Annotated in this window: 21 protein-coding genes and 1 pseudogene; 18 read left to right on the top strand and 4 right to left on the bottom strand. The window is 60.8% G+C overall.

Going from position 1 to position 21,018, the window contains the following annotated elements:
* Positions 1–224 precede the first annotated feature (224 nt).
* Positions 225–770 (top strand): hypothetical protein, encoded by a 546-nt coding sequence (locus EN808_RS37450; protein ID WP_245525189.1) that lies wholly within the window; start codon positions 225–227, stop codon positions 768–770.
* The gene (locus tag EN808_RS34410; protein ID WP_245525188.1) at positions 746–1,654 is read left to right on the top strand and encodes a porin; all 909 of its coding nucleotides are present in this window, start codon (positions 746–748) and stop codon (positions 1,652–1,654) included. The genes EN808_RS37450 and EN808_RS34410 overlap by 25 nt, the downstream gene beginning before the upstream one ends.
* A gap of 329 nt (positions 1,655–1,983) precedes the next feature.
* Here EN808_RS34410 and EN808_RS37445 read toward each other — a convergent pair whose 3' ends face one another.
* Together EN808_RS37445 and EN808_RS34400 are read right to left on the bottom strand one after the other, a co-directional pair.
* Positions 1,984–2,256 (bottom strand): hypothetical protein, encoded by a 273-nt coding sequence (locus tag EN808_RS37445; protein ID WP_127275987.1) that lies wholly within the window; start codon positions 2,254–2,256, stop codon positions 1,984–1,986.
* Positions 2,257–2,349: 93 nt separating this feature from the next.
* Positions 2,350–2,934, bottom strand: a complete 585-nt coding sequence (locus EN808_RS34400; protein ID WP_245525187.1) for an alpha/beta hydrolase — start codon at positions 2,932–2,934, stop codon at positions 2,350–2,352.
* A 50-nt stretch (positions 2,935–2,984) separates the two neighbouring features.
* On the opposite strand from EN808_RS34400, the gene EN808_RS37440 reads away from it, so the two are divergent.
* From EN808_RS37440 to EN808_RS34370, 7 genes and pseudogenes are all read left to right on the top strand, one after another.
* Positions 2,985–3,377 (top strand): hypothetical protein, encoded by a 393-nt coding sequence (locus EN808_RS37440; RefSeq protein WP_245525186.1) that lies wholly within the window; start codon positions 2,985–2,987, stop codon positions 3,375–3,377.
* On the top strand, positions 3,287–3,754 hold the full coding sequence (locus tag EN808_RS37435; RefSeq protein ID WP_245464257.1) for a DUF1214 domain-containing protein: 468 nt from the start codon (positions 3,287–3,289) through the stop codon (positions 3,752–3,754). Before EN808_RS37440 ends, EN808_RS37435 begins: the two co-directional genes overlap by 91 nt.
* Before the next feature lie 126 nt (positions 3,755–3,880).
* Positions 3,881–5,964 (top strand): annotated as a pseudogene (locus tag EN808_RS34390) (mechanosensitive ion channel family protein); the annotation flags it as partial.
* Positions 5,965–6,092: 128 nt separating this feature from the next.
* Entirely contained in the window at positions 6,093–6,524 is a 432-nt protein-coding gene (locus EN808_RS34385) for a potassium channel family protein (RefSeq protein WP_127275975.1), read from the top strand.
* Between the two features lie 208 nt (positions 6,525–6,732).
* On the top strand, positions 6,733–7,701 hold the full coding sequence (locus EN808_RS34380; protein WP_135918160.1) for a helix-turn-helix domain-containing protein: 969 nt from the start codon (positions 6,733–6,735) through the stop codon (positions 7,699–7,701).
* 144 nt (positions 7,702–7,845) lie between these two features.
* Positions 7,846–9,363, top strand: coding sequence for an aldehyde dehydrogenase (gene adh / locus EN808_RS34375; protein ID WP_127873536.1), 1,518 nt, complete (start codon positions 7,846–7,848; stop codon positions 9,361–9,363).
* A 62-nt stretch (positions 9,364–9,425) separates the two neighbouring features.
* Positions 9,426–9,761: a DUF779 domain-containing protein gene (locus EN808_RS34370; RefSeq protein WP_127275978.1), complete on the top strand. Its 336-nt coding sequence runs from the start codon at positions 9,426–9,428 to the stop codon at positions 9,759–9,761.
* A gap of 103 nt (positions 9,762–9,864) precedes the next feature.
* Here EN808_RS34370 and hemN read toward each other — a convergent pair whose 3' ends face one another.
* The gene (gene hemN / locus EN808_RS34365) at positions 9,865–11,214 is read right to left on the bottom strand and encodes an oxygen-independent coproporphyrinogen III oxidase (RefSeq protein ID WP_127873535.1); all 1,350 of its coding nucleotides are present in this window, start codon (positions 11,212–11,214) and stop codon (positions 9,865–9,867) included.
* 162 nt (positions 11,215–11,376) lie between these two features.
* Between hemN and EN808_RS34360 the strand changes: the two genes are divergently transcribed.
* A complete protein-coding gene (locus tag EN808_RS34360; protein ID WP_127275980.1) occupies positions 11,377–12,105 on the top strand; it encodes a Crp/Fnr family transcriptional regulator in 729 nt (242 codons plus the stop codon).
* Between the two features lie 2 nt (positions 12,106–12,107).
* On the opposite strand, the gene EN808_RS34355 is transcribed toward EN808_RS34360, so the two are convergent.
* Positions 12,108–12,518, bottom strand: a complete 411-nt coding sequence (locus EN808_RS34355; protein WP_127275988.1) for a hemerythrin domain-containing protein — start codon at positions 12,516–12,518, stop codon at positions 12,108–12,110.
* Between the two features lie 249 nt (positions 12,519–12,767).
* Between EN808_RS34355 and ccoN the strand changes: the two genes are divergently transcribed.
* The 8 genes from ccoN to ccoS all read left to right on the top strand — a co-directional run bounded on the left by ccoN (position 12,768) and on the right by ccoS (position 20,818).
* Positions 12,768–14,378 (top strand): cytochrome-c oxidase, cbb3-type subunit I, encoded by a 1,611-nt coding sequence (ccoN, locus tag EN808_RS34350; RefSeq protein ID WP_127275981.1) that lies wholly within the window; start codon positions 12,768–12,770, stop codon positions 14,376–14,378.
* Positions 14,379–14,389: 11 nt separating this feature from the next.
* Complete coding sequence (gene ccoO, locus EN808_RS34345) at positions 14,390–15,121, top strand: cytochrome-c oxidase, cbb3-type subunit II (RefSeq protein ID WP_135918159.1); 732 nt, start codon at positions 14,390–14,392, stop codon at positions 15,119–15,121.
* Positions 15,122–15,133: 12 nt separating this feature from the next.
* Positions 15,134–15,283, top strand: a complete 150-nt coding sequence (locus tag EN808_RS34340; RefSeq protein WP_127275983.1) for a cbb3-type cytochrome c oxidase subunit 3 — start codon at positions 15,134–15,136, stop codon at positions 15,281–15,283.
* A gap of 2 nt (positions 15,284–15,285) precedes the next feature.
* Complete coding sequence (ccoP, locus tag EN808_RS34335; RefSeq protein WP_135918158.1) at positions 15,286–16,149, top strand: cytochrome-c oxidase, cbb3-type subunit III; 864 nt, start codon at positions 15,286–15,288, stop codon at positions 16,147–16,149.
* A 178-nt stretch (positions 16,150–16,327) separates the two neighbouring features.
* Entirely contained in the window at positions 16,328–17,887 is a 1,560-nt protein-coding gene (gene ccoG, locus EN808_RS34330) for a cytochrome c oxidase accessory protein CcoG (RefSeq protein ID WP_127873531.1), read from the top strand.
* Positions 17,884–18,381: a FixH family protein gene (locus tag EN808_RS34325; protein WP_135884091.1), complete on the top strand. Its 498-nt coding sequence runs from the start codon at positions 17,884–17,886 to the stop codon at positions 18,379–18,381. Before ccoG ends, EN808_RS34325 begins: the two co-directional genes overlap by 4 nt.
* Positions 18,378–20,666, top strand: a complete 2,289-nt coding sequence (locus EN808_RS34320; RefSeq protein WP_135918157.1) for a cation-translocating P-type ATPase — start codon at positions 18,378–18,380, stop codon at positions 20,664–20,666. The genes EN808_RS34325 and EN808_RS34320 overlap by 4 nt, the downstream gene beginning before the upstream one ends.
* Positions 20,663–20,818 (top strand): cbb3-type cytochrome oxidase assembly protein CcoS, encoded by a 156-nt coding sequence (gene ccoS, locus EN808_RS34315; protein ID WP_127275575.1) that lies wholly within the window; start codon positions 20,663–20,665, stop codon positions 20,816–20,818. Before EN808_RS34320 ends, ccoS begins: the two co-directional genes overlap by 4 nt.
* The last annotated feature ends 200 nt before the right edge of the window (positions 20,819–21,018 follow it).

The raw sequence follows: 21,018 nt of genomic DNA, 5'->3' as shown, positions 1-21,018 counted from the left end.
AGAAACCGGAGATCCATCTCAAGACGCTCGGCAAGTCGGCCGAAGAGATGGTAGATACCCTGGAACACTGGCTGGACGAGCGTGACATTGCCGAAGAGCAATATGACAATGGCGGCGGCATCTGACGCTTTTTGCTTTAGAATACGAGTGACGCGTCGATTGAAGGAGAACGCTGGCATGGTTCGGGTCGTTGGCTTCCTGCTCTGGCGTGTGCCAAGCCCGGCATGCTGATTGGCAAGCGGAACCCGTCGCCAGTTGCGCCCGTGGCACGGTCGTTCTCGAACGCTGCAAGCCTTTCGCAGGATGACAAAGAGGGCCGTCGGAAGCTGGGCGTGTTACGTGCGCCTGGCTCATCCGTTGACGCAAACAAGTCGCATGACGGTGTGTCGGCATCCACGGGACTGCGCCAAAACTCCGGCGAGGTAGTATTTGGGCGCCACGTTCGCCGCTTTTGCATGATCTGCTTGTGTCTCTTTCGCTTGTTGTCGCCGGCTTTCGCGCAGGACGATGGCGAGGACGAGGACGAAGAAGATAGCGCCGTGTGCGACATCGATGTCGGCGGGTCCGGCTCGGAAAGCAAACCGCTCAGCGCCACCGATGGCACGGGGTCGCATCGCTACCTCGTCAACGGCGTTTGCTACGATCTATCCGGAAGCCTGCAGGGCACCCTGCAACACACCAATGCTCCGGAGCCGCATTTGGGACTGGTTCAAGAACCGCCCGGACTTTCAGCTCCGAAGCGGATTTGCGCCTTGCAGCTGCGCGGCTGACGGGATCAGGACCGTTCAAGTTCGTCTTCGGTACTTCCTGGAGCTATAACTCCGACGATGGTTTCGACGCAGCGCCCACCTTGTCCGAAGCAACAATCGAATACGCGGGGGTAAAAGTTGGCTACGCTGAATCCCTCATGAACGTCTGGTCGGGCGATTTCCAGTTCACCGCGTCGTCGCCGTCGCTGAGCAGTTATCTGGCTTCCTACAAATACGAGATCACCGACGATCTATCGTCCTCTGTGGCGGTCGAGGCCGGTCCTCCGACCAGCCGCGGTGCAACCACCTGGGAATTCCCCAAGACGCCGCCGTATTTCACGGCGCAGCTCCATTACGAAAAAGACGACTGGATCATGCAGGTTTCGGCGGCCGCTCGTCGGCAAGAGACGCCGGCCGCGCGCTTGCTCGATTTGTCGGCCGGCAGCCGATTCGGTTGGGCAGCGGCAGCCGGCCTTACGGCGCCGGTTAGATTTGCCGGTGAAGACGATAATTTTAGCGCCGGCCTTGCCTATTCGGTAGACGCGCCTGCATTCCTTGGCACCGAAGCCGACGCCGCCGCTTTCGCCGCGCGCTTCCCCACCGTCGGCCCGATACAGGGTTGGAGCGCCGTGGCTTCGTACCATCATGAATGGTCGGACAAATGGGAGTCGAACGCGTTCGTAAGCTATGTCGCGGTGAATCTCGACCTGTTCGCGACCAACCCCTCGATCAGAACGAAGCGATACGGCGTAAATTTGATCTATCAGCCCGCGGAAAAGTGGACGATCGGCACGGAAGTGGATGCGCTTAGCACACATGTCGCGCTCAACGGCGCGGTCGGTCTTATTCCGGGTGCCGATTTGAAAGGGACGACTGACTTCCTGTGGGTTACACGTGAATTTTGATCGGTTCGATGTAAACACGATCATCAAAGCTGTTGCCTCGCGGGATCTTCGACTTTTCTCCGCGCTACGAGAGCAAGAAGCCCGACAAACCTATCGTGCTAATTAGTGGGCCGTTTCGGATCGCCGGCTGAAGCTCCTGGGCGGCATCCCCGCCCAGGAGCGAAAGGCGCGCGTGAACGTCCCGTGATCAGCAACAGCGCTGCGCTCCGGAACAAATGGGGCTCCTTCGGCGCAAACCGGGACGGTGGGACCGCAGAAGGCTGGCACGGCCCCAACGGACAGGCGCATCGCGCCTGTCCGGGAGCACTATTGCCAGAAGCCACCCAAAGTCACTGTATGTTGACGACGACGTAGCGCCCGCTGGAGGCCTGATAATACCTGCCGCCACAGTGCCACAGTACGGGGCCGTAGACGGTGGTTTTCACGCATGCGGCCGGGAGGCTGTTCACGTAGACACTCGTCCGACGGATTGTTCGGCGGGTGGTGCGCCTCGCAACGCCAGCGACGCTGCCGGGCGTGAGCGGATGGCCAACTCGCGCCTGCGCGTCGCCGACGAAAGAGGGGAGCGGTACAACTGTGTCGATCAGTCCGCCAAAAATCATGGCGACGGCGATCGCAGCCGCACCACCGGCCAATCTCAAGCTAAGTCTTGTCATCGTTCATCCTCTCTATAAGTCAAATACCTGCGGCAAGCGCTACTTGGCCGTCAGGATCTTTATCGGCGCCGCGACGGGTAAAGTAAGAACGCGGGTCGTGGCGCCGGCCAGCCCGCCCTCTTCCTGATCTGGAATACCCTGCGCCAGGGCCTTGCGAAGATCCGGCGCAATTTCCGCGACTTGGGCGAACTTGCCGTGATTGGTCGCATCGTTGGCTTTCACATCAGACAAGTCAACGACTATCGCGCCGAGTTCTGCGAGTTCCGCCGTGTTGCTGCTCGCCCCAATCCGATCTTTGCCGCCAGCGATAAGCCTCGACAGACCCAATGCTTTGTCGTCGCGCGAGACAATGATCAAAAACGGCTTTTTTGGTTTCCCAATTCGCTGCATTTCCGATTTGAATACGTCCTCGTCGATGTCGGGGGCGGCGAGTATCACCGTACCAAGCTTGCTGGCGGAAGTGAGGTTTCCCGATATCTTGATTTGCCGAAATGCCTCGACGGTCACCCAGTTGCCCATCGAATGCGCGAGGACGTTGATTTCATCGGCATCGCTGGCCAGCAAAAGGCGCAGCGTCCGCTCCAATCCGTCGCGAGCGATGGTCGCGCTGTTGTTGTCGTACACGCAGTCCAGCATCTTGCCCCGCGAGGCCCAAACGCGATAACCCGCCGAAGATGGAATTCATCAGCGGATCGCGGAAGCCGGTGAACACCATCCACGCCATCGACTACGAGTTCTATGAAGAGCTCCACACGGTCATCGAGCGTGAGCCGAGTTCGATGCTCGATCCGGAAATGCTGGGCCTGTTTGCCTCCATCGGCATCCAGAAGGGCAAGCCCTTCGCACCGGACGAGCGAATGAAGAAGCTGCTGGTCGAAGCGCTCGCTATCGGCAACGCAACCGCCCGCGCGCTGGCCTTCCGCCCTCGCCTCGACGGCGCCCAACTCTATCCAAACAGCTCCTGGAACGCGGCTTCGTGGACGGCAGCTATGAATGGCTCCGGGACGGCGGCGAGGGCGGCCGCAATCTCGACTCCAGGACCATGTTCTTCTACCAGGCGACGGTGAACACGCCCGCCATGGTGCAGAAAATGATCGGCGTCGGTTCCCAATACGCCTATGCCTCAACCGACGTGAACGGCGACTATCTGGACGGTGCCAAGACGTACAGCCTCCACATTCCCGCTAATCCGCCGGTCAAGGATTTCTGGTCCGTGGTGATCGGCGATCCGCAGACGCGCTCGGAGCTTGAGACGGGCCAGACCTTCCCGAGCAAGAACAACAAGCGCGACAAGCTCGCCGAGAACTCCGACGGTTCGGTCGATCTCTATTTCGGCCCGAAGGCCCCTGAAGGTAAAGAGGCGAACTGGGTCCAGACCGTCGCCGGGAAGGGATGGATGGTATCCGATTCTTCGGCTTTATGGCCCGCTCGAACCCTGGTTTGACAAGACCTGGCGGCCGGGCGAGTTTGAGGTGGTCAAGTAGCAGGGTTCCGCGTTCGATCCGGCATGGTTCGTTCGATTGCGGGAACGTCTGGTCGTACTGTCGATCGAAACTTGCCGGAGCGCTCGATGAGCAATGCACTGCCCACTCGAATTGGTCTTCTACTGTCGGCCGTCATTCCGATTTTCCTTTGGGTGCTCCTTGGAGCTTCCTGGGCCCAGCAGCCTCCGGACGGCGTGCCGCCCGAAAAGGCACGGCAATTCCTCGACCTGCTGTCCGATCCGGAGGTCAAGGTATGGCTCGAAGGAAAGATACCGGTAGCCGCCGAGGAACCGTCTGCCGCATCGCTGGCCGACGCAATCTCGAACTGGGAGCTGGCCGTTCGCGCACGTCTCGTCGCGCTCACCGATGCCATTCCTCGCATCCCGCAGGAGGCAGCTAACGCCGCCGGCGTCGTCTCGCGCGACGTGAATTCAGGTAGGCCCGGGCTGGTGATCCTGATCCTGGCAGTGCTGACTGTCGTCGGCTTCGGCGCCGAGTGGTTGGTCCGCCGGGCTTTGTCGCCTGGCGGTTCTGACCCAACAATTGATCCCGGACAGGCAGCCCTGTCCGAGGTCGCTGCCTTGCTGACATTTGCTCTGGCAGCCATCGGCTCGTTCCTCGCGTTCGACTGGCCGCCTTTGCTGCGCCGCATCGTGCTGACTTTGCTGCTCGCCTTCATCGCCGTGCGTGTCGTCCGCGCAATTGTCAGGTTGCTGTTTGGACTCGCCGGCGCGGAGAGCAGGACGCCGGATGAGACGCTGACAACAGTTCCTGTTGCAAACTCGACCGCGCAGCGTTTCTGGCTTCGGCGCGTGAGCCTCATCGCCGGCTTTCTGCTGTTTGGCTGGGCCGTGGTCAGCCTCATGCCGAGCATCGGTTTCTCGGTCGACGTGGCGCGGGTGGTTGCCCTGCTTTGTGGCCTGGGCATGTTGGCCATCGCCATCGAAATCGTCTGGCGGCGGCCGGGCAGCGCAGCTTCCGCTGCCAGGCATTCGCTGCTGACGCTCTATCTGATCGCGCTTTGGCTGGCCTGGGTGGCAGGACTGCTCGGCGTGCTGTGGCTCGGCCTCTATGCGCTGCTATTGCCGGTGGCGGTGCGTGGGGTTGGCAACGTCGCACAGGCCTTCGCCAGCAGAGCGCAGCGCAGCGGCGCCCTCGGCATCATGCTGAACGTGCTGATCGTCAGGGGAGCCAGGGCAGCGATGATTGGCGCGGCGGTCGCTTGGCTCGCCTATGTCTGGCGCATCAGGGCTGCTGCCCTTGCCGGCAGTGAAACAGGCGCGATCGTGATTTCGGGCCTGCTCAATAGCATCATCATCCTCCTGGTAGCGGATCTGCTGTGGCAGCTGGCGAAGGCGCTGATCGCTTATCGGATGGAGCTCGCGTCAAAAGACGGGTCAAGCGCGGACGACCTTGCCCGCAGCGGCCGGCTGCGTACGCTGCTGCCGATATTCCGCAACGTGCTTGCTGTCTTCATCGCGGCCGTCGCAGTGCTGACAATCCTGTCCGGACTGGGCGTGCAGATTGCACCTTTGATCGCCGGCGCGGGCATTTTCGGCGTCGCTATCGGCTTCGGTTCGCAGACACTGGTCAAGGACGTGCTGAGCGGCGTTTTCTATATGCTCGACGACGCTTTCCGTGTCGGTGAGTATATCCAGAGCGGCAGCTATAAGGGCACCGTCGAATCGTTCAGCCTGCGATCAGTCAGGCTGCGGCATCACCGCGGCCCAATTTTCACCGTGCCGTTCGGCCAGCTCGGCGCCATCCAGAACATGAGCCGTGACTGGGTGATGGACAAGATGGCTCTCAGCATCACCTACGATTCTGACATAGACCTCGCTCGCAGGCTCATCAAGAAGATCGGTCAGGAGCTGGCCGCGGATCCCGAGTTCGCGGCCGATACGATCGAGCCGCTGAAAATGCAAGGTGTCGACAGTTTTGGCGACTCCGGGATCGACATCAGGATGAAGCTGATGACCAAGCCGGGAGGTCAGTTCGGCATCAAGCGGCGAGCCTTCATGATGATCAAGAAGGCATTCGACGAGAACGGCATCAAGCTCGCTGTTCCCACCGTGCATGTGGAGGGTGGCGGCGACAACGCGGCCGCCGCGCAGCAACTACTCAAGCTGAAGCAGGCTAAGAGCTAGCGGCAAACCCGGCGCCTGATGGCACTTCCGAATCCGGCCCGCTTTGTGACAACGCCACTGCGAGACTTGGCGAAAAAGGCCGGGACACCCCCTGCACTGCAGATTTGATCTGGCACAAATTGGGTCGTGATTTCGATCGGTATGATTATCTATGGTTCTAAATCTGCTCATCGGCACAATCGTCATAAGCCTGACGGTGCTGGTTCATACCTTTGGCCTTATCGCCGTCACACATGCGATGGGATACCTTGTGTCCCGCTTTCGCATGCACGGGCGCCGCAGCCGCATCGTCGCGATGATCAGCGTGGTGATGGGTCTCTTTGCCGTCATGACCACGGAGGTCTGGCTTTGGGCTGGGCTATACCGGATGCTCGACATCTTCGCCGATTTCGAAACTGCCTTGTACTTTTCCACCATCACTTTCTCGACGGTTGGTTACGGCGACATCGTGCCCGCCCATGCGTGGCGCGTCCTGGCGGCACTCGAGGGCGTGAACGGGTTCCTGCTAATCGGCTGGTCGACAGCCTACCTGATAGCAGCAGGCACCCGCATCGGGCCCTTCAAGGCCGGCGAGCATTTTTGACCGCAGCAGATGCTCCCATTTGCTCCCGATCAATGAACGCGCGTCAATCTGTCGGTAGGCTTTCTGTCGATGGTAACCACGAATTGCTCAGAGACAGGCGAGAGGAAGACATCCGCTTTCTGCTTCTTTCGACGAATTGACTATGTGCTACGGGAACCGCAGACCGGTCAGATCGGGAGGAAAGACATCAGGTTGGGAGGATTTAAGCATGGGCGAGGATCTATACGGCCATCATGCCGACCGCATCCAGGCGGCGATTGCCTCGGACGCTGCAGCGAAGTCCGCACTGGTTGCTTCCTGGCGACGGTCTTCCAATTTGCATCGGCTCGATCCAGCCGACTGTAGCCCCCCACGCTATCTGACGGAGGCGGAACTGGGACAGGCCGGGCAACGCATCGAACCTCTCGTCCAAGCTGCCCAATCGAGTCTCGACCGGCTCTATCTCGCGGTTGGCGGCGTCGGGTGCTGTGTCCTGCTTGCCGATCGTGACGGGGTGCCGGTCGAACGGCGCGGTGCGCCCGTCGATGACGAGATGTTTCGTTCCTGGGGTTTATGGACTGGCTCCGTCTGGAACGAGGAAAGCCAAGGCACCAACGGGATCGGCACCTGTCTGGTCGAGCGGCGCGCTCTCACGATTCACCGTGACCAGCATTTCCATACGCGCAACACGCTGCTCAGTTGCACCACCGCTCCTATCCACGATCATGAAGGGAATCTTGTAGCCGCGCTTGACGTGTCTTCCTGCCGGGCTGATCTGACCGAAGCCTTCGCCAATCTCATCTCGATGGCTGTGGTCGACGCGGTGCGTCGGATCGAAGGTGAAAACTTCAAGATGGCATTCCCAAAGGCGCGAATTCTGCTCGCCCCAGTGACTGACAAAGGCTCCGGAGCGCTGATCGCCGTTGACGCGGACGATCTCGTGGTCGGCGCGACCCGTTCGGCGCGCCTGGCGCTTGGCATTACCCAGCAGTGTCTCGACAAGCCGATGCCCGCCGCCGATTTGTTCGGCTGGGCTGAGCGCGGCTCCAAAATTCTCGCTGAGGCAGAGCGCGGGGCTCTCCAGCGTGCACTCGCGCGCGCTGACGGAAATGTCTCGGCTGCAGCTCAGGCGCTAGGGATCAGCCGCGCGACGCTCCATCGCAAGCTCAACCGCCTGGATGTCCATCGGTCTCACTGAACTCCCTTGGCGACCATGACTGTCGCAATTCTGCGACACATCATGTCCGACCGCGGTGACCAGTGCGGTGACAACTACGGGCGAAAATCGCAAGTCTCTTCCGAAGCGTCGCATCCCGCGACGTCAGCTTTGGGAGGAAGACACATGAACAAGGTTGAATTTTCACGCTCGGTCAAGGCGCCCTTCGACAAGCGCTATGGCAATTTCATCGGCGGCAAATGGGCCGAACCGCGGTCCGGCCGTTACTTCGAGAACCACTCGCCGGTAAACGGGCAGCTGCTGTGCGAGGTGGCGCGCTCAGATGCCCAGGACATCGATGCGGCCCTGGACGCGGCCCATGCCGCCAAGGATGCCTGGGGACGGACCAGCGTGGCCGAGCGGTCGCTTATCCTCAACCGCATCGCCGACCGCATGGAGGAGAACCTCGATCTCCTCGCCTGTGCAGAAACCTGGGACAATGGCAAGCCGATCCGGGAAACGACCGCGGCCGACCTGCCTCTGGCCATCGACCATTTCCGCTATTTCGCCGGCGCCGTGCGCGGCCAGGAAGGCAGCCTTTCGCAGATCGACGACGACACCGTCGCCTATCACTTCCATGAGCCGCTCGGCGTGGTCGGTCAGATCATCCCGTGGAACTTCCCGTTGCTGATGGCATGCTGGAAACTTGCTCCCGCGCTTGCGGCCGGCAACTGCGTGGTGCTGAAGCCAGCCGAGCAGACCCCGGCCGCTATCCTGCTCTGGGCCGATCTTATCGGCGATCTGCTGCCGGCAGGCGTGCTCAATATCGTCAACGGTTTCGGCCTCGAGGCCGGCAAGCCGCTCGCTTCGTCACCGCGCATCGCCAAAATCGCCTTTACCGGCGAGACCACGACGGGTCGGCTGATCATGCAATATGCCAGCCAGAACCTCATTCCCGTCACGCTGGAACTGGGAGGCAAGTCACCCAACATCTTCTTCAAGGATGTCGTCGCCGAAGACGACGATTTCTTCGACAAGGCTATCGAAGGCTTCGTCATGTTCGCGCTGAACCAGGGCGAGGTCTGCACCTGCCCCAGCCGGGCGCTCATCCATGAATCAATCTACGACAGGTTCATGGAACGCGCCCTCAAGCGCGTCGAGGCGATCGTGCAGGGCGACCCGCTCGATCCGGCGACGATGATCGGTGCTCAGGCCTCGTCTGAGCAGATGGAAAAGATCCTGTCCTACATCGACATCGGCCGCCAGGAAGGAGCGGAGTTGCTGACCGGTGGGGCGCGCAATCTTCTGCCGGGCGACCTCGCCGGCGGCTACTACGTCCAGCCCACGGTGTTCAAGGGTCACAACAAGATGCGCATCTTCCAGGAGGAAATATTTGGGCCGGTGGTATCGGTCACGACCTTCAAGGACGACGACGAAGCCCTCAGCATTGCCAACGATACGCTCTACGGTCTGGGCGCAGGCGTCTGGACACGCGATGCCAACCGCGCCTACCGCTTCGGCCGGGCAATCCAGGCTGGCCGCGTCTGGACCAATTGCTACCATGCCTACCCCGCGCATGCGGCCTTCGGCGGCTACAAGCAGTCCGGCATTGGCCGGGAGACCCACAAGATGATGCTCGACCACTACCAGCAGACCAAGAACATGCTGGTCAGCTACAGCCCGAAGAAGCTCGGCTTCTTCTGATCGCTGCGCCCATGCGCGCGGCCCCAAGGGACCGCGCGCATGACTGGAAACCGGATAAGACCATGCATGCAAAAGTCACAGCGACGCCGGCAGCCCTTGAACTGATCACGGAGATCGTCACCGATCATGGCCCGGTGCTGTTCCATCAGTCCGGTGGCTGCTGCGACGGCTCTTCGCCAATGTGCTATCCGGTGGCTGGCTTCATCATCGGTGACCAGGATGTGTTACTCGGCCACATCGGTGAGGCGCCATTCTACATCGGGGCCTCGCAATTCGAAGCCTGGAAGCACACCGATCTCATTATCGACGTAGTGGCTGGTCGCGGCGGCATGTTCTCGCTCGACAATGGACGCGAGAAGCGATTCCTGACGCGGTCGACGATTTGCGCTGTCAGATGAGGATGTGGGTCATCCATCGGGTCATGGACACGGCCGTCATAGGCTTGGCGGCCCTGACACAACGTTCGGTCCCATCGCATTCGGTTCGCGACCAAGCCGCCGCTCAGACCGCTACCGAATGTCTCGCCTTGCCGGTTTCGAAATACTTGTCGAACTTCGCGGCGACGCTTCTGACAAAGGGCCGGCTTTCCACCGGCACGACGAAGTGGTCACCGTTCAATTCAAGCATCGGCGCTGGATCAAGCAGGGCGGTCGAGCTTGCCTTGCTGAGAAGCTTTTGGCCGGCTTCGCCGAAGCGCTCAACCAAGTCGATCGCGGAAAAGGCGAAATCGCACATCAGCCGTTCGATGATCCAGCCGCGAACGCGATCATCCACGGAGAACGCGATGCCTCTGACGGTCGCCAGCCCGCCGTCAGCCACCATGCGGCCATACTCTGTGGTCGAAGGCATGTTCTGTGCATAGCCTTGCCGATACTGGCTGATGGATGACGGACCGAGGCCGATCAAGGTTTCGCAGCGATCCTCGGTATAGCCCTGGAAGTTGCGGTGCAACGTCCCTGAGCGCGCGGCCAGCGCCAGCGCATCGCCTGGTTTTGCGAAATGGTCGAGCCCAATTGCTTCATATCCTTGGTCGAGGATGGCGCGCGCTGCCAGTTGCGATTGGGCGAACCGCTCCTCCGGGCCTGGCAACCAGGCGTCGTCGATCATTGTCTGATGTTTCTTGAACCATGGCACATGAGCATAGCCAAAAAGCGCGATCCGGTCCGGCTCCAGCGACAGCGCCTGTTGGACCGTGGATAGGACACTCTCCCTGGTCTGGTGCGGCAAACCGTAGAGCAGGTCCAGGTTGACCGATTCGACACCGCGCGAGCGAACGCCGTCGACGACGGCTTTGGTCTGCAAAAAGGTCTGCTCGCGATTGATGGCCTTCTGGACCTTGGGGTCGAAATCCTGGACGCCGAGGCTCGCTCTCGTCATGCCTATTTCGGCAAGCGCGTCGAGGCGGGCTTCGTCCATGTCGTTGGGTTCGATTTCGACGCTGATCTTGGCGCCGGGGAGGAATGCAAAGCTGTTGCGCAGCACTGTTGCCAGCGCCACTATGTCCTGCGGTTTGAGCATCGTCGGCGAACCGCCGCCGAAATGGACGGCATGCACGCGGCCCTTGCCTCCGACAAGACTGGCAACGGTAGAGATCTCGGCATGCAGTGAGCGAAGATAGGCCGTCACGGGCTCGTAGTGGCGCGTCTGCTTGGTATGGCAGGCACAGAACCAGCAAAGCTTGTCGCAATAGGGGATGTGCAAATAGAGCGAGATCTCGTCGCCCTCGTTGAGCGCCTGCAGCCAGCCACGACAAGCGGCAGCATCGACGCCCGGATGAAAATGCGGCGCCGTTGGGTAGCTGGTATAGCGCGGCACGTTCTCACCAAGTCTGGCAACTAGATCTGGCCGCATGTCGCAATCAACTCCGGGCTGTGTCGCGCGATACTGCTCACCAGGGGCGACAACCGCCTTGATCTCGGTCAATGCCCATCGGCTGCGGACAAACTGCCGCAAGGCTTTTTGCTGGGCCGATGCTATATCCTGACGGGACCTTTGGTTCCGCGGACGACCACGATGACAGTGCGCCAGGATGTACACAGCGCCGGCATTCCCGTGCTTTGCCAATCATGCGAAGCGCGGCACCACGGTGTTTGCGGAGCGCTCGATCCCGAACAATTGGTCGGCCTCGCCAAGACCTCGTCGAAGCATACCGTTGAACCGGGCGTGGAATTGATTGGCGACGCCGAAACCGTCGACAGTTACTCGAACGTGCTTTCCGGCGTGGTCAAGCTTACAAAGAGCCTTTCGGACGGGCGCCAGCAGATTGTCGGGCTTCAATTTGCTCCCGATTTTCTGGGCCGGCCCTTCAAGGTGGAAAGCGCGATCAACGCCGAAGCCGCAACGGCAGTCTCCCTGTGCTCGTTTCCGAAGGCCGCCATCGAACGGATGATGAAGGAATCGCCGGAACTGGAGCACCGTCTCTTCAAGCAGACGCTGAATGAACTCGATGACGCCCGCGATTGGATGGTGACGCTGGGCCGCAAGAGTGCTTCGGAAAAGGTGGCGAGCTTTCTTCTCATGATCGCCAGAAACATCGACCCCACGCTTGACCCGGCCGCCCAGTCGACAAGTTTCGACCTGCCTTTGACCCGCGCCGACATCGCCGATTTCCTTGGTCTGACCATCGAGACCGTCAGCCGCCAGCTGACCAGGCTGCGATCAGATAGCGTAATCCGGATAGAGAACAATCGGCATGTTGTCGTGGATAGCTTGGACCGGCTGCAGCGACGCTCCGGCGCCTAGGATCAATCGACGATCCCGATCATAGGGAGGACGTGCTCGCGTTCAAACGCTATGTGCCGGCGCAAGTTCTCGAACAGGCCGCGTAACATGAAGCCGATGGCCTCGGGGTTCTCGACTGTCTCGCCATGACCGATGGCCAGCAGAATTTCGGTCACCTCACCGGCAAAGCACTCATCTTCCACATGTTCAGCCCGCAGTCGCCGGGTTGAAGCAAGGTTCGCATTACTGCCGACCACGGCCTCCTCGTAGGCGGGGAAGATGACTGTCTCTTCATATCGATGGATGTCGCGCAGCAGCGGGACGATGGCGTTGGCCGTGCCGAGGCACTTCAGACGATCGACGCTGGGCAATGCATCCGCGATTCTCTCCAAGGCATCGCAGAGTTGCAACTTTTCCCTGTGCGCGCGCTTCATCACCGCGGCCGGGACCACTTCTGTGGATCGGTCAACTGGTGCGGCATCTCCATCGCGTACTTCGAACAGCGACGATCCTGGCCCTTTCTTCCGGCTCAACGGCGACCCTCCAGTCATTTGCAGACCAACGCTGCCCAATCCGAAAGCACTGAGCTTTGACATGGATCAAGGCGGCGACAACGCAACTGCTGAATTGGTGTCCACGCGGATTGGCGTCCGCGCATCGGTATACAAGGTCGGGGGCATCTCATGAAGTTCGGCACACCAATCTTCGCTTTGGGCCTGTTCACATTTGCGGCTCTGGTAGCCGCCGGCTTCGGTGCAGATGAGCCTTTCCGACAGCATATGTGGGTGCTTTTTTTCGTGCTGCTCGGTTTTGTCGCCATCCTCCTCCGCAACACGAAATTCGACGTGGCCGCGCCGGTCGACCCCTCCGCTTACATGGACGGACCCATCCGCTACGGCGCCATCGCTACAATGTTCTGGGGGGTGGTCGGCATGCTGGTCGGCGTCGTCATCGCGCTGCAGCTTGCCTACCCTGATCTCAATATCCAGCCCTGGTTCAATTTCGGCCGCCTGCGGCCGCTGCATACGTCGGGCGTCGTCTTCGCCTTCGGCGGCAATGCGCTGCTGTGCACATCATTATACGTCGTGCAACGCACCTGTCGCGCCCGGCTCTTCGGTGGCGATCTCGCTTGGTTCGTGTTCTGGGGTTACCAGCTCTTCATCGTGATGGCCGCGACCGGCTACTTGCTCGGTATCACCGAAAGCCGCGAATACGCCGAACCCGAATGGTATGTCGACATCTGGCTGACAATCGTCTGGGTTGCCTACCTCATCCTGTTCCTTGGCACGATCCTGAAGCGCAAGGAACCGCATATCTATGTCGCCAACTGGTTCTATCTGTCCTTCATCGTCACCATCGCGATGCTGCACGTCGTCAACAATCTGTCGATGCCGGCTTCTTTCCTTGGATCGAAGAGCTACTCGGCGTTCTCGGGTGTCCAGGACGCCCTGACGCAATGGTGGTACGGCCACAATGCCGTCGGCTTCTTCCTCACGGCCGGCTTCCTCGGCATGATGTATTATTTCGTTCCCAAGCAGGCGAACCGGCCGATTTATTCCTACCGGCTGTCGATCATTCACTTCTGGGCGCTGATCTTCCTCTACATCTGGGCCGGTCCGCACCACCTCCACTACACGGCCCTGCCCGACTGGGCGCAGACATTGGGCATGGTGTTTTCGATCATGCTTTGGATGCCGTCATGGGGCGGCATGATCAACGGCCTGATGACGCTCTCGGGCGCCTGGGACAAGATCCGCACCGATCCAATCATCCGCATGATGGTGATGGCCATCGCCTTCTACGGCATGTCCACCTTCGAGGGACCGATGATGTCGATCAAGACGGTCAACTCACTGTCGCACTATACCGACTGGACCGTCGGCCACGTCCATTCCGGTGCGCTCGGCTGGGTCGGCATGATCTCGTTCGGCGCGATCTACTACATGGTGCCGAAGCTCTGGAACCGTGAACGTCTTTATTCGCTGCGGCTGGTCACCTGGCACTTCTGGCTGGCGACGCTCGGCATCGTTGTCTACGCGGCGGTGATGTGGGTATCCGGCATCATGCAGGGTCTGATGTGGCGTGAATACGACGAGCAGGGTTTCCTGGTCTACTCCTTTGCTGAAACCGTCGCCGCCATGCACCCATACTATGTCATGCGTGCCATCGGCGGGGCCATGTACCTCTCCGGCGCCCTGATCATGGCCTGGAACATCACCATGACCATCCTTGGATACAAGCGCGCGGAAGAGCCGATGCCGGGCTCCGCACCCTCCCTGCAGCCTGCCGAATAAGGAGCCAGAGAATGAGCCTGATGGACAGACACGCACTCATCGAGAAGAACGCCACGCTTCTTCTCGTTGGCTCGCTTCTTGTGGTGACCGTCGGCGGCATCGTCGAGATCGCGCCGCTCTTCTACCTCGACAACACGATCGAGAAGGTGGAAGGCATGCGCCCCTATTCGCCGCTCGAACTTGTCGGGCGCAACATCTACGTGCGCGAAGGTTGCTACCTCTGCCACAGCCAGATGATCAGGCCGTTTCGCGACGAGGTCGAGCGTTACGGCCACTACAGCCTGGCTGCGGAGTCGATGTACGACCACCCCTTCCAGTGGGGATCCAAACGCACCGGGCCAGATCTCGCCCGGGTTGGTGACCGTTATTCGAATGCCTGGCACGTCGCGCACCTTGCCGACCCACGCTCGGTGGTGCCGGAATCGGTCATGCCGAGCTATGCCTTCCTGAAGGACGCGCAGATCGAGGTGAAGGATTTCTCTACGCACCTGATCGCCAACAGGCGTGTCGGTGTCCCCTATAGCGATGACATGATCGCCAACGCCAACGCCGATCTGATGGCGCAGGCCGACCCGAATGCCGACACCTCCGGCCTTCAGAAAAGATATCCCAAAGCCAAGGTCGGCGACTTCGACGGCAGTCCGCAAAAGGTGACCGAAATGGATGCCCTCGTTGCGTATCTGCAGATGCTCGGCACATTGGTCGATTTCAAGAATTACGACGAAGCCGCCGGCTACCGCTGAGGAGAGTTATCCATGCAATACAATTTGATGCGGGAGTTTGCTGACAGTTGGGGCCTGGTCGCCATGGCGCTTTTCTTTGTCGGGGCAATTGTCTTCTCCCTCCGCCCTGGCAGTCGCAAGCTGGCCGACGAGGCTGCCCGGATCCCCCTTGAGGACGAGTAATCATGAGCGACGAGCACATCGACGAAATCTCTGGCGTCTCAACCACGGGCCACGAATGGGACGGCATCAGGGAGCTGAACAATCCGCTTCCGCGCTGGTGGGTCATGACTTTCTACCTCACCATCGTCTGGGCGATCGGCTACACGATCGCCTATCCGGCATGGCCACTGCTGCACTCGGCGACGAAGGGTGTGCTCGGCTATTCCAGCCGCGGCGAGGTCAAGAACGAGCTGACCACGGCTGAAGCCGCCAAAGGCAAATATGTCGCGGCGGTGCAATCCAAGACCGTCTCGGAGATAGCCGCGGACGATGCCTTGCGCGAATTCGCAGTCGCTGCAGGTGGCGCCGCATTCAAGGTCAATTGCGTGCAATGTCACGGCTCCGGTGCCCAGGGCTCCAAGGGCTTTCCCAATCTCAACGACGACGACTGGCTTTGGGGCGGCAAGGCTGAGCAGATCCAGCAGACGATCACGCACGGTATCCGCTTCGCGTCCGATCCGGACACGCGCTTGTCGGAAATGCCGGCCTTTGCCGACATCATTACCGCCGACCAGATCGCACAGGTCAGCGCCTACGTCGCCAGCCTGTCCGGCAAGGTCCACGATGCTAGTCTGATCCAGCCCGGGGCCAAGGTCTTCGCAGAAAACTGCGTTGCCTGTCATGGTGACAACGCGAAAGGCAACAAGGAGCTCGGCGCCCCCGACCTGACCGACGCGATCTGGCTCTATGGCTCGGGCGAGACGGCAATCGCCGATCAGGTTCGCGCACCCAAGCAGGGCGTCATGCCAGCCTGGGGAGCGCGTCTTGGCGAAACCAAGGTCAAGGAACTGGCCGTCTACATCCATTCGCTTGGCGGTGGAGAATAGGAAGCGGGGACCTGTTCTCGACCCTTCACCTTCCAGGCGACGAGGCCCGGCCCAGCCGGGCCTCGACTCTTTTCCGCAACGCCAAGATTGACCTGCATCAACGCGGGCAGGTCCACCGGGCGGCATTGTTGCCCGGCGCATTCAAATCGCCGTCTGCGTGTAGAGCGGAGAAAAGTCGTTGCTGGACAATACGCAGGTAGAGCGGTTGGAAGCCGAGGCGGTCAATTCCGCCAAGATCCGTCAGCCTCTTTATGCGCCGCGCAAGAAGATCTTTCCAAAGCGCGCCTCAGGCAGCTTTCGCCGCTTCAAATGGCTGGTGATGGCGATCACGCTTGGCATCTACTATCTGACGCCGTGGCTGCGTTGGGACCGTGGTCCGTTTGCACCCGACCAGGCGGTGCTGCTCGATGTCGCCAATCGGCGCTTCTACTTGTTCTTCATCGAGATATGGCCGCAGGAATTCTTCTATGTGGCGGGCCTCCTGGTCATGGCCGGCGTCGGTCTTTTCCTGATCACCTCGACTGTCGGCCGTGCCTGGTGTGGCTATGCGTGCCCTCAGACGGTGTGGGTCGATCTGTTCCTCGTCGTCGAACGCGCGATAGAAGGCGACCGCAATGCCCGCATGAAGCTCGATACGGGTCCCTGGACCGCCCGCAAACTGGTGCTGCGCGTATCAAAGCACGCGATCTGGCTGGTCATCGGCGCGGCGACTGGAGGCGCCTGGATTTTTTACTTTGCTGACGCACCGACACTGCTCGGCCAGCTCTGGACCGGCAGCGCCGCACCCGTGGCCTACATCACCATCGCCGTGCTGACGGCAACCACCTACACGTTCGGCGGCCTGATGCGTGAACAGGTCTGCACCTATATGTGCCCATGGCCGCGCATTCAGGCGGCCATGCTTGACGAAAATTCTCTCACCGTCACCTACAACGACTGGCGCGGCGAACCGCGTTCGCGTCACGCCAAGAAAGTGCTGGCGGTTGGCCAGCCCGCAGGTGACTGTGTCGACTGCAACGCCTGTGTCGCGGTCTGCCCGATGGGGATCGACATTCGCGATGGCCAGCAGCTCGAATGCATCACCTGCGCGCTTTGCATCGACGCCTGCGACGGTGTCATGGACAAGCTCGGCAGGGAGCATGGGCTGATCGCTTATGCGACGCTGTCCGACTACAACGCCAATATGATGCTGGCGACAGCAGGCGGCTCCAGCCCAGTCAATCCATCGCTCGTCAGGACCGCTGGCGGCGCTTTCTCCGACAAAGTAGCGCATTTTCACATTCGCAAGATCTTTCGGCCGCGCACCTATGTCTACATGGGCTTGTGGTCGCTGATCGGCCTTGGCCTGCTCTATTCCCTGCTGACGCGCGATCGGCTCGAACTAAACGTGCTGCATGATCGCAATCCTCAGTTCGTCACGCTTTCCGACGGGTCTATCCGCAATGGCTATACCGTCAAACTGCTCAACATGATCCCCGAGCCGAGGACGATCGTCGTCACGATTCAAGGCTTGTATGGAGCTGACATGAGCGTGGTCGGCGAAGACATCCCGGCAGGCCGCTCCTTTGCCATTCCGGTCGAACCCGACCGCCTGAAAATGCTGAAGGTCTTCGTCCGCCAGCCGGCGGACCAGATCCGCGCCCCGGCGCAGACCTTCAAATTCCGCGTCGAGGACAAGGCCAGCTTCGAGTCCAACGAATACACCGCCACTTTCAACGCTCCAGAGGCCGCCAGATGACCGCCAATGCCCAGAAGCCTCGGGAATTCACGGGCCGGCACATGCTGGTCATTGTCCTCGCCTTTTTCGGGGTGGTGATCGCGGTCAACCTGACCATGGCAACGCTTGCCAACACCAGTTGGACCGGCCTCGTCGTCGAAAATACCTATGTTGCGAGCCAGCAATTCAACAAGCAGGCGCAGGAGGGCCGCGCGCAAGCGGCACTCGGCTGGACAGGCAAGCTAACCATCGCATGGGGCGAAGTCCGCTACAGCATCGCCGACGCAGCCGGCAAGCCGGTTCCTCTGCACGGCGTGAAGATGCTGTTTCGTCATCCCGCATACGAGAAGGAGGACAAGTCGGTCACGCTGGCCCTTGCTTCAGGCCAGGAATTCGCGGCGCAGCATATGCCAAAGGACGGCGTCTGGATCGTCGAGGTCGACGCCGATGCCGGCCTGGACAGGCCGTACCGCGACGTCCGTCGAATCATGATTTCCCATGGAGGGCTGCAATGAGTTGTTGTGCACCGGGCGCCGAAATGGCGCTGGACCTGGGCAGCTCCGCATCGACGCTGCCATCCAGCCAGGAGATCCGGCTCGCCAGCCGCTCGCTTGGCGACAATCTTCGGCAGACCGATCTTTCAGTGCCGACGGTTCATTGCGCCGCCTGCATCCAGACGATCGAGACGGCGCTGGGAAAGCTCGGCAATGTCGAAGGCTCGCGTGTCAACCTTTCGACGAAACGCGTCGCGATCCGGTGGCGTGGGGACGAGGTGCCACCCTTCGTCGCCGCGCTTGGCAGACTAGGCTACGAGGCGCACCTGTTCGAAGCCGACGCTGATAGGAGAGACAGAACGCTTGCCGAACTGATCCGCGCCGTCGCCGTTGCCGGCTTCGCGGCCGGAAACATCATGCTGTTGTCGGTCTCGGTCTGGTCAGGCGCCGAAGGGGCCACCCGCGACCTGTTTCACTGGGTCTCCGCGCTGATCGCCATCCCGGCGCTCGCCTTCGCCGGCGGTATCTTTTTCCGATCGGCCTGGAATGCGCTGCGCCATGGCCGCATGAACATGGACGTTCCGATCGCGGTCGGTGTTTCACTTGCCTACGCGATGAGCCTCTATGAGACGATCAACCATGGCGAGCACGCCTATTTCGATGCTTCGGTATCGCTGCTGTTTTTCCTGTTGATCGGCCGCACGCTGGATCACGTAATGCGGGAACGTGCCCGCACCGCGGTGAAAGGCCTGTCGCAGCTGGCCTCGCGTGGCGCCATGGTGGTTCGCGGCGATGGTGCGCGCGACTATCTACCAGTCGGCGAGATCGAACCGGGCATGCGGTTGTTGATCGCAGCTGGCGAAAGAATCCCCGTCGACGGCAAGATCATCCAGGGAGCGTCGGATCTCGACTGCTCGCTGGCTTCAGGCGAAAGCACGCCAAAAAACGTAGGGCCCGGTGAAGCCGTGCAGGCCGGCGTGCTCAATATCACCGGCCCGCTGACCATCGAAGCCACTGCCGCCGCAAGGGATTCGTTCCTGGCGGAGATGGTGCGGCTGATGGAGGCCGCGGAGGGCGGCCGCGCGCACTATCGCCGCATCGCCGACCGCGTCTCGGCGCTCTACGCCCCCGTGGTGCATCTCACCGCCTTCTTGACATTCCTTGGCTGGGTGGCGGCGACCGGCGACTGGCACCGGGCCATGACGATCGCTATCGCTGTTCTCATCATCACGTGCCCCTGCGCGCTTGGCCTGGCAGTGCCGATCGTTCAGGTGGTCGCCGCGCGGCGCCTGTTCGAGAACGGCATCATGGTCAGGGACGGCTCGGCCATGGAGCGCCTGGCAACAATCGACACGGCTGTGTTCGACAAGACCGGCACGCTGACGCTCGGCCAGCCCCGACTCGTCAACGCGCCATCGGTCAGCCCAGATATGCTGGCCCTGGCAGCCGACCTGGCCACGCATTCGCGCCATCCGTTCTCAAAGGCCATAGCCGGCTTTGCCACTCTGGGCGGCCGGTTCAAATTCGAGGCCGTCACCGAGCATCCTGGGTTCGGAATCGAGGCCACTGCAGCCGGGAACACATGGCGCCTGGGCCGACGCGGATGGGCCGGCTGGAAGGCTCGAACTGGCGGCGAAGGCAAACACGGATACGGTGGAACGGTCCTGACAAAGAATGGGATGATTGTCGCATCCTTCATTTTCGACGATGTGCTTCGCGCCGATGCCACACCAGCCATCGATCGGTTACACGACGCCGGGGTATCTGTCGAAATGCTGTCAGGGGATACAGCGGCAGCCTGCGCCGACGTTGCGAAGGTGCTTGGTGTCGAAGACTTTGTCCCCTGCCTGCTGCCATCCGGCAAGGTCGAACGCATCGAGACCTTGGCGAAAGACGGACACAGGGTTCTGATGGTTGGCGACGGTCTCAACGACACGCCGGCCCTAAGCGCTGCGCATGTATCGATTGCACCGGCGACCGCCGCTGATATTGGCCGCAACGCTGCGGACTTCGTCTTCCTGCGCGAGAGCCTTATGGCCGTCCCGCTGGCGTTGGACGTCTCGCGCCAGGCAGGACGCCTGATCCGGCAGAACATCGTCATCGCGATCGTCTACAATGCGGTCGCAGTACCGATAGCGATCCTCGGGCACGTTACGCCCCTGATCGCGGCGATCGCCATGTCCGCCTCATCGCTGCTTGTCATTGGCAATGCTCTACGCCTGCGATCGTCGCAACCGTTCTCAACGGCCAAGGATGTTCGCCGCAACAGGGTGTCCAACTTCAACAACCTGGTCCGATCGTCATGACCACTCTCACCTACCTCATACCCGTCGCTCTCTTTCTTGGTGCGCTTGGCTTGGGGGGATTCCTGTGGGCATTGAAGAGTGGCCAATACGAAGATCTCGACGGAGCCGCCGAGCGAATCCTGATTGATCTGGAAGACAAAAGCGGCGACTGATATTCAGAAAGACGCTGGTGGAAGCGCACCGTTACTGAAAACCGCGACACCGAACTTTTACATGTCAAATCGTGACCCACAAGACCTCTGCATCCCGAGCTGTTGTTCCTGCGATTAACAACACAGTTTGAGCCAGCGCAAAGAGGGCTAGCGTCAGGTCATGTACCTTCTGCTCATCCGCAACGGTCGAGAGACAGGAG

The organism is Mesorhizobium sp. M8A.F.Ca.ET.165.01.1.1 (assembly GCF_004792065.1).
Lineage (GTDB): Bacteria > Pseudomonadota > Alphaproteobacteria > Rhizobiales > Rhizobiaceae > Mesorhizobium.
Note: the sequence above shows the minus strand (reverse complement) of the source record. Positions and strands in the feature narration are given on the sequence as shown.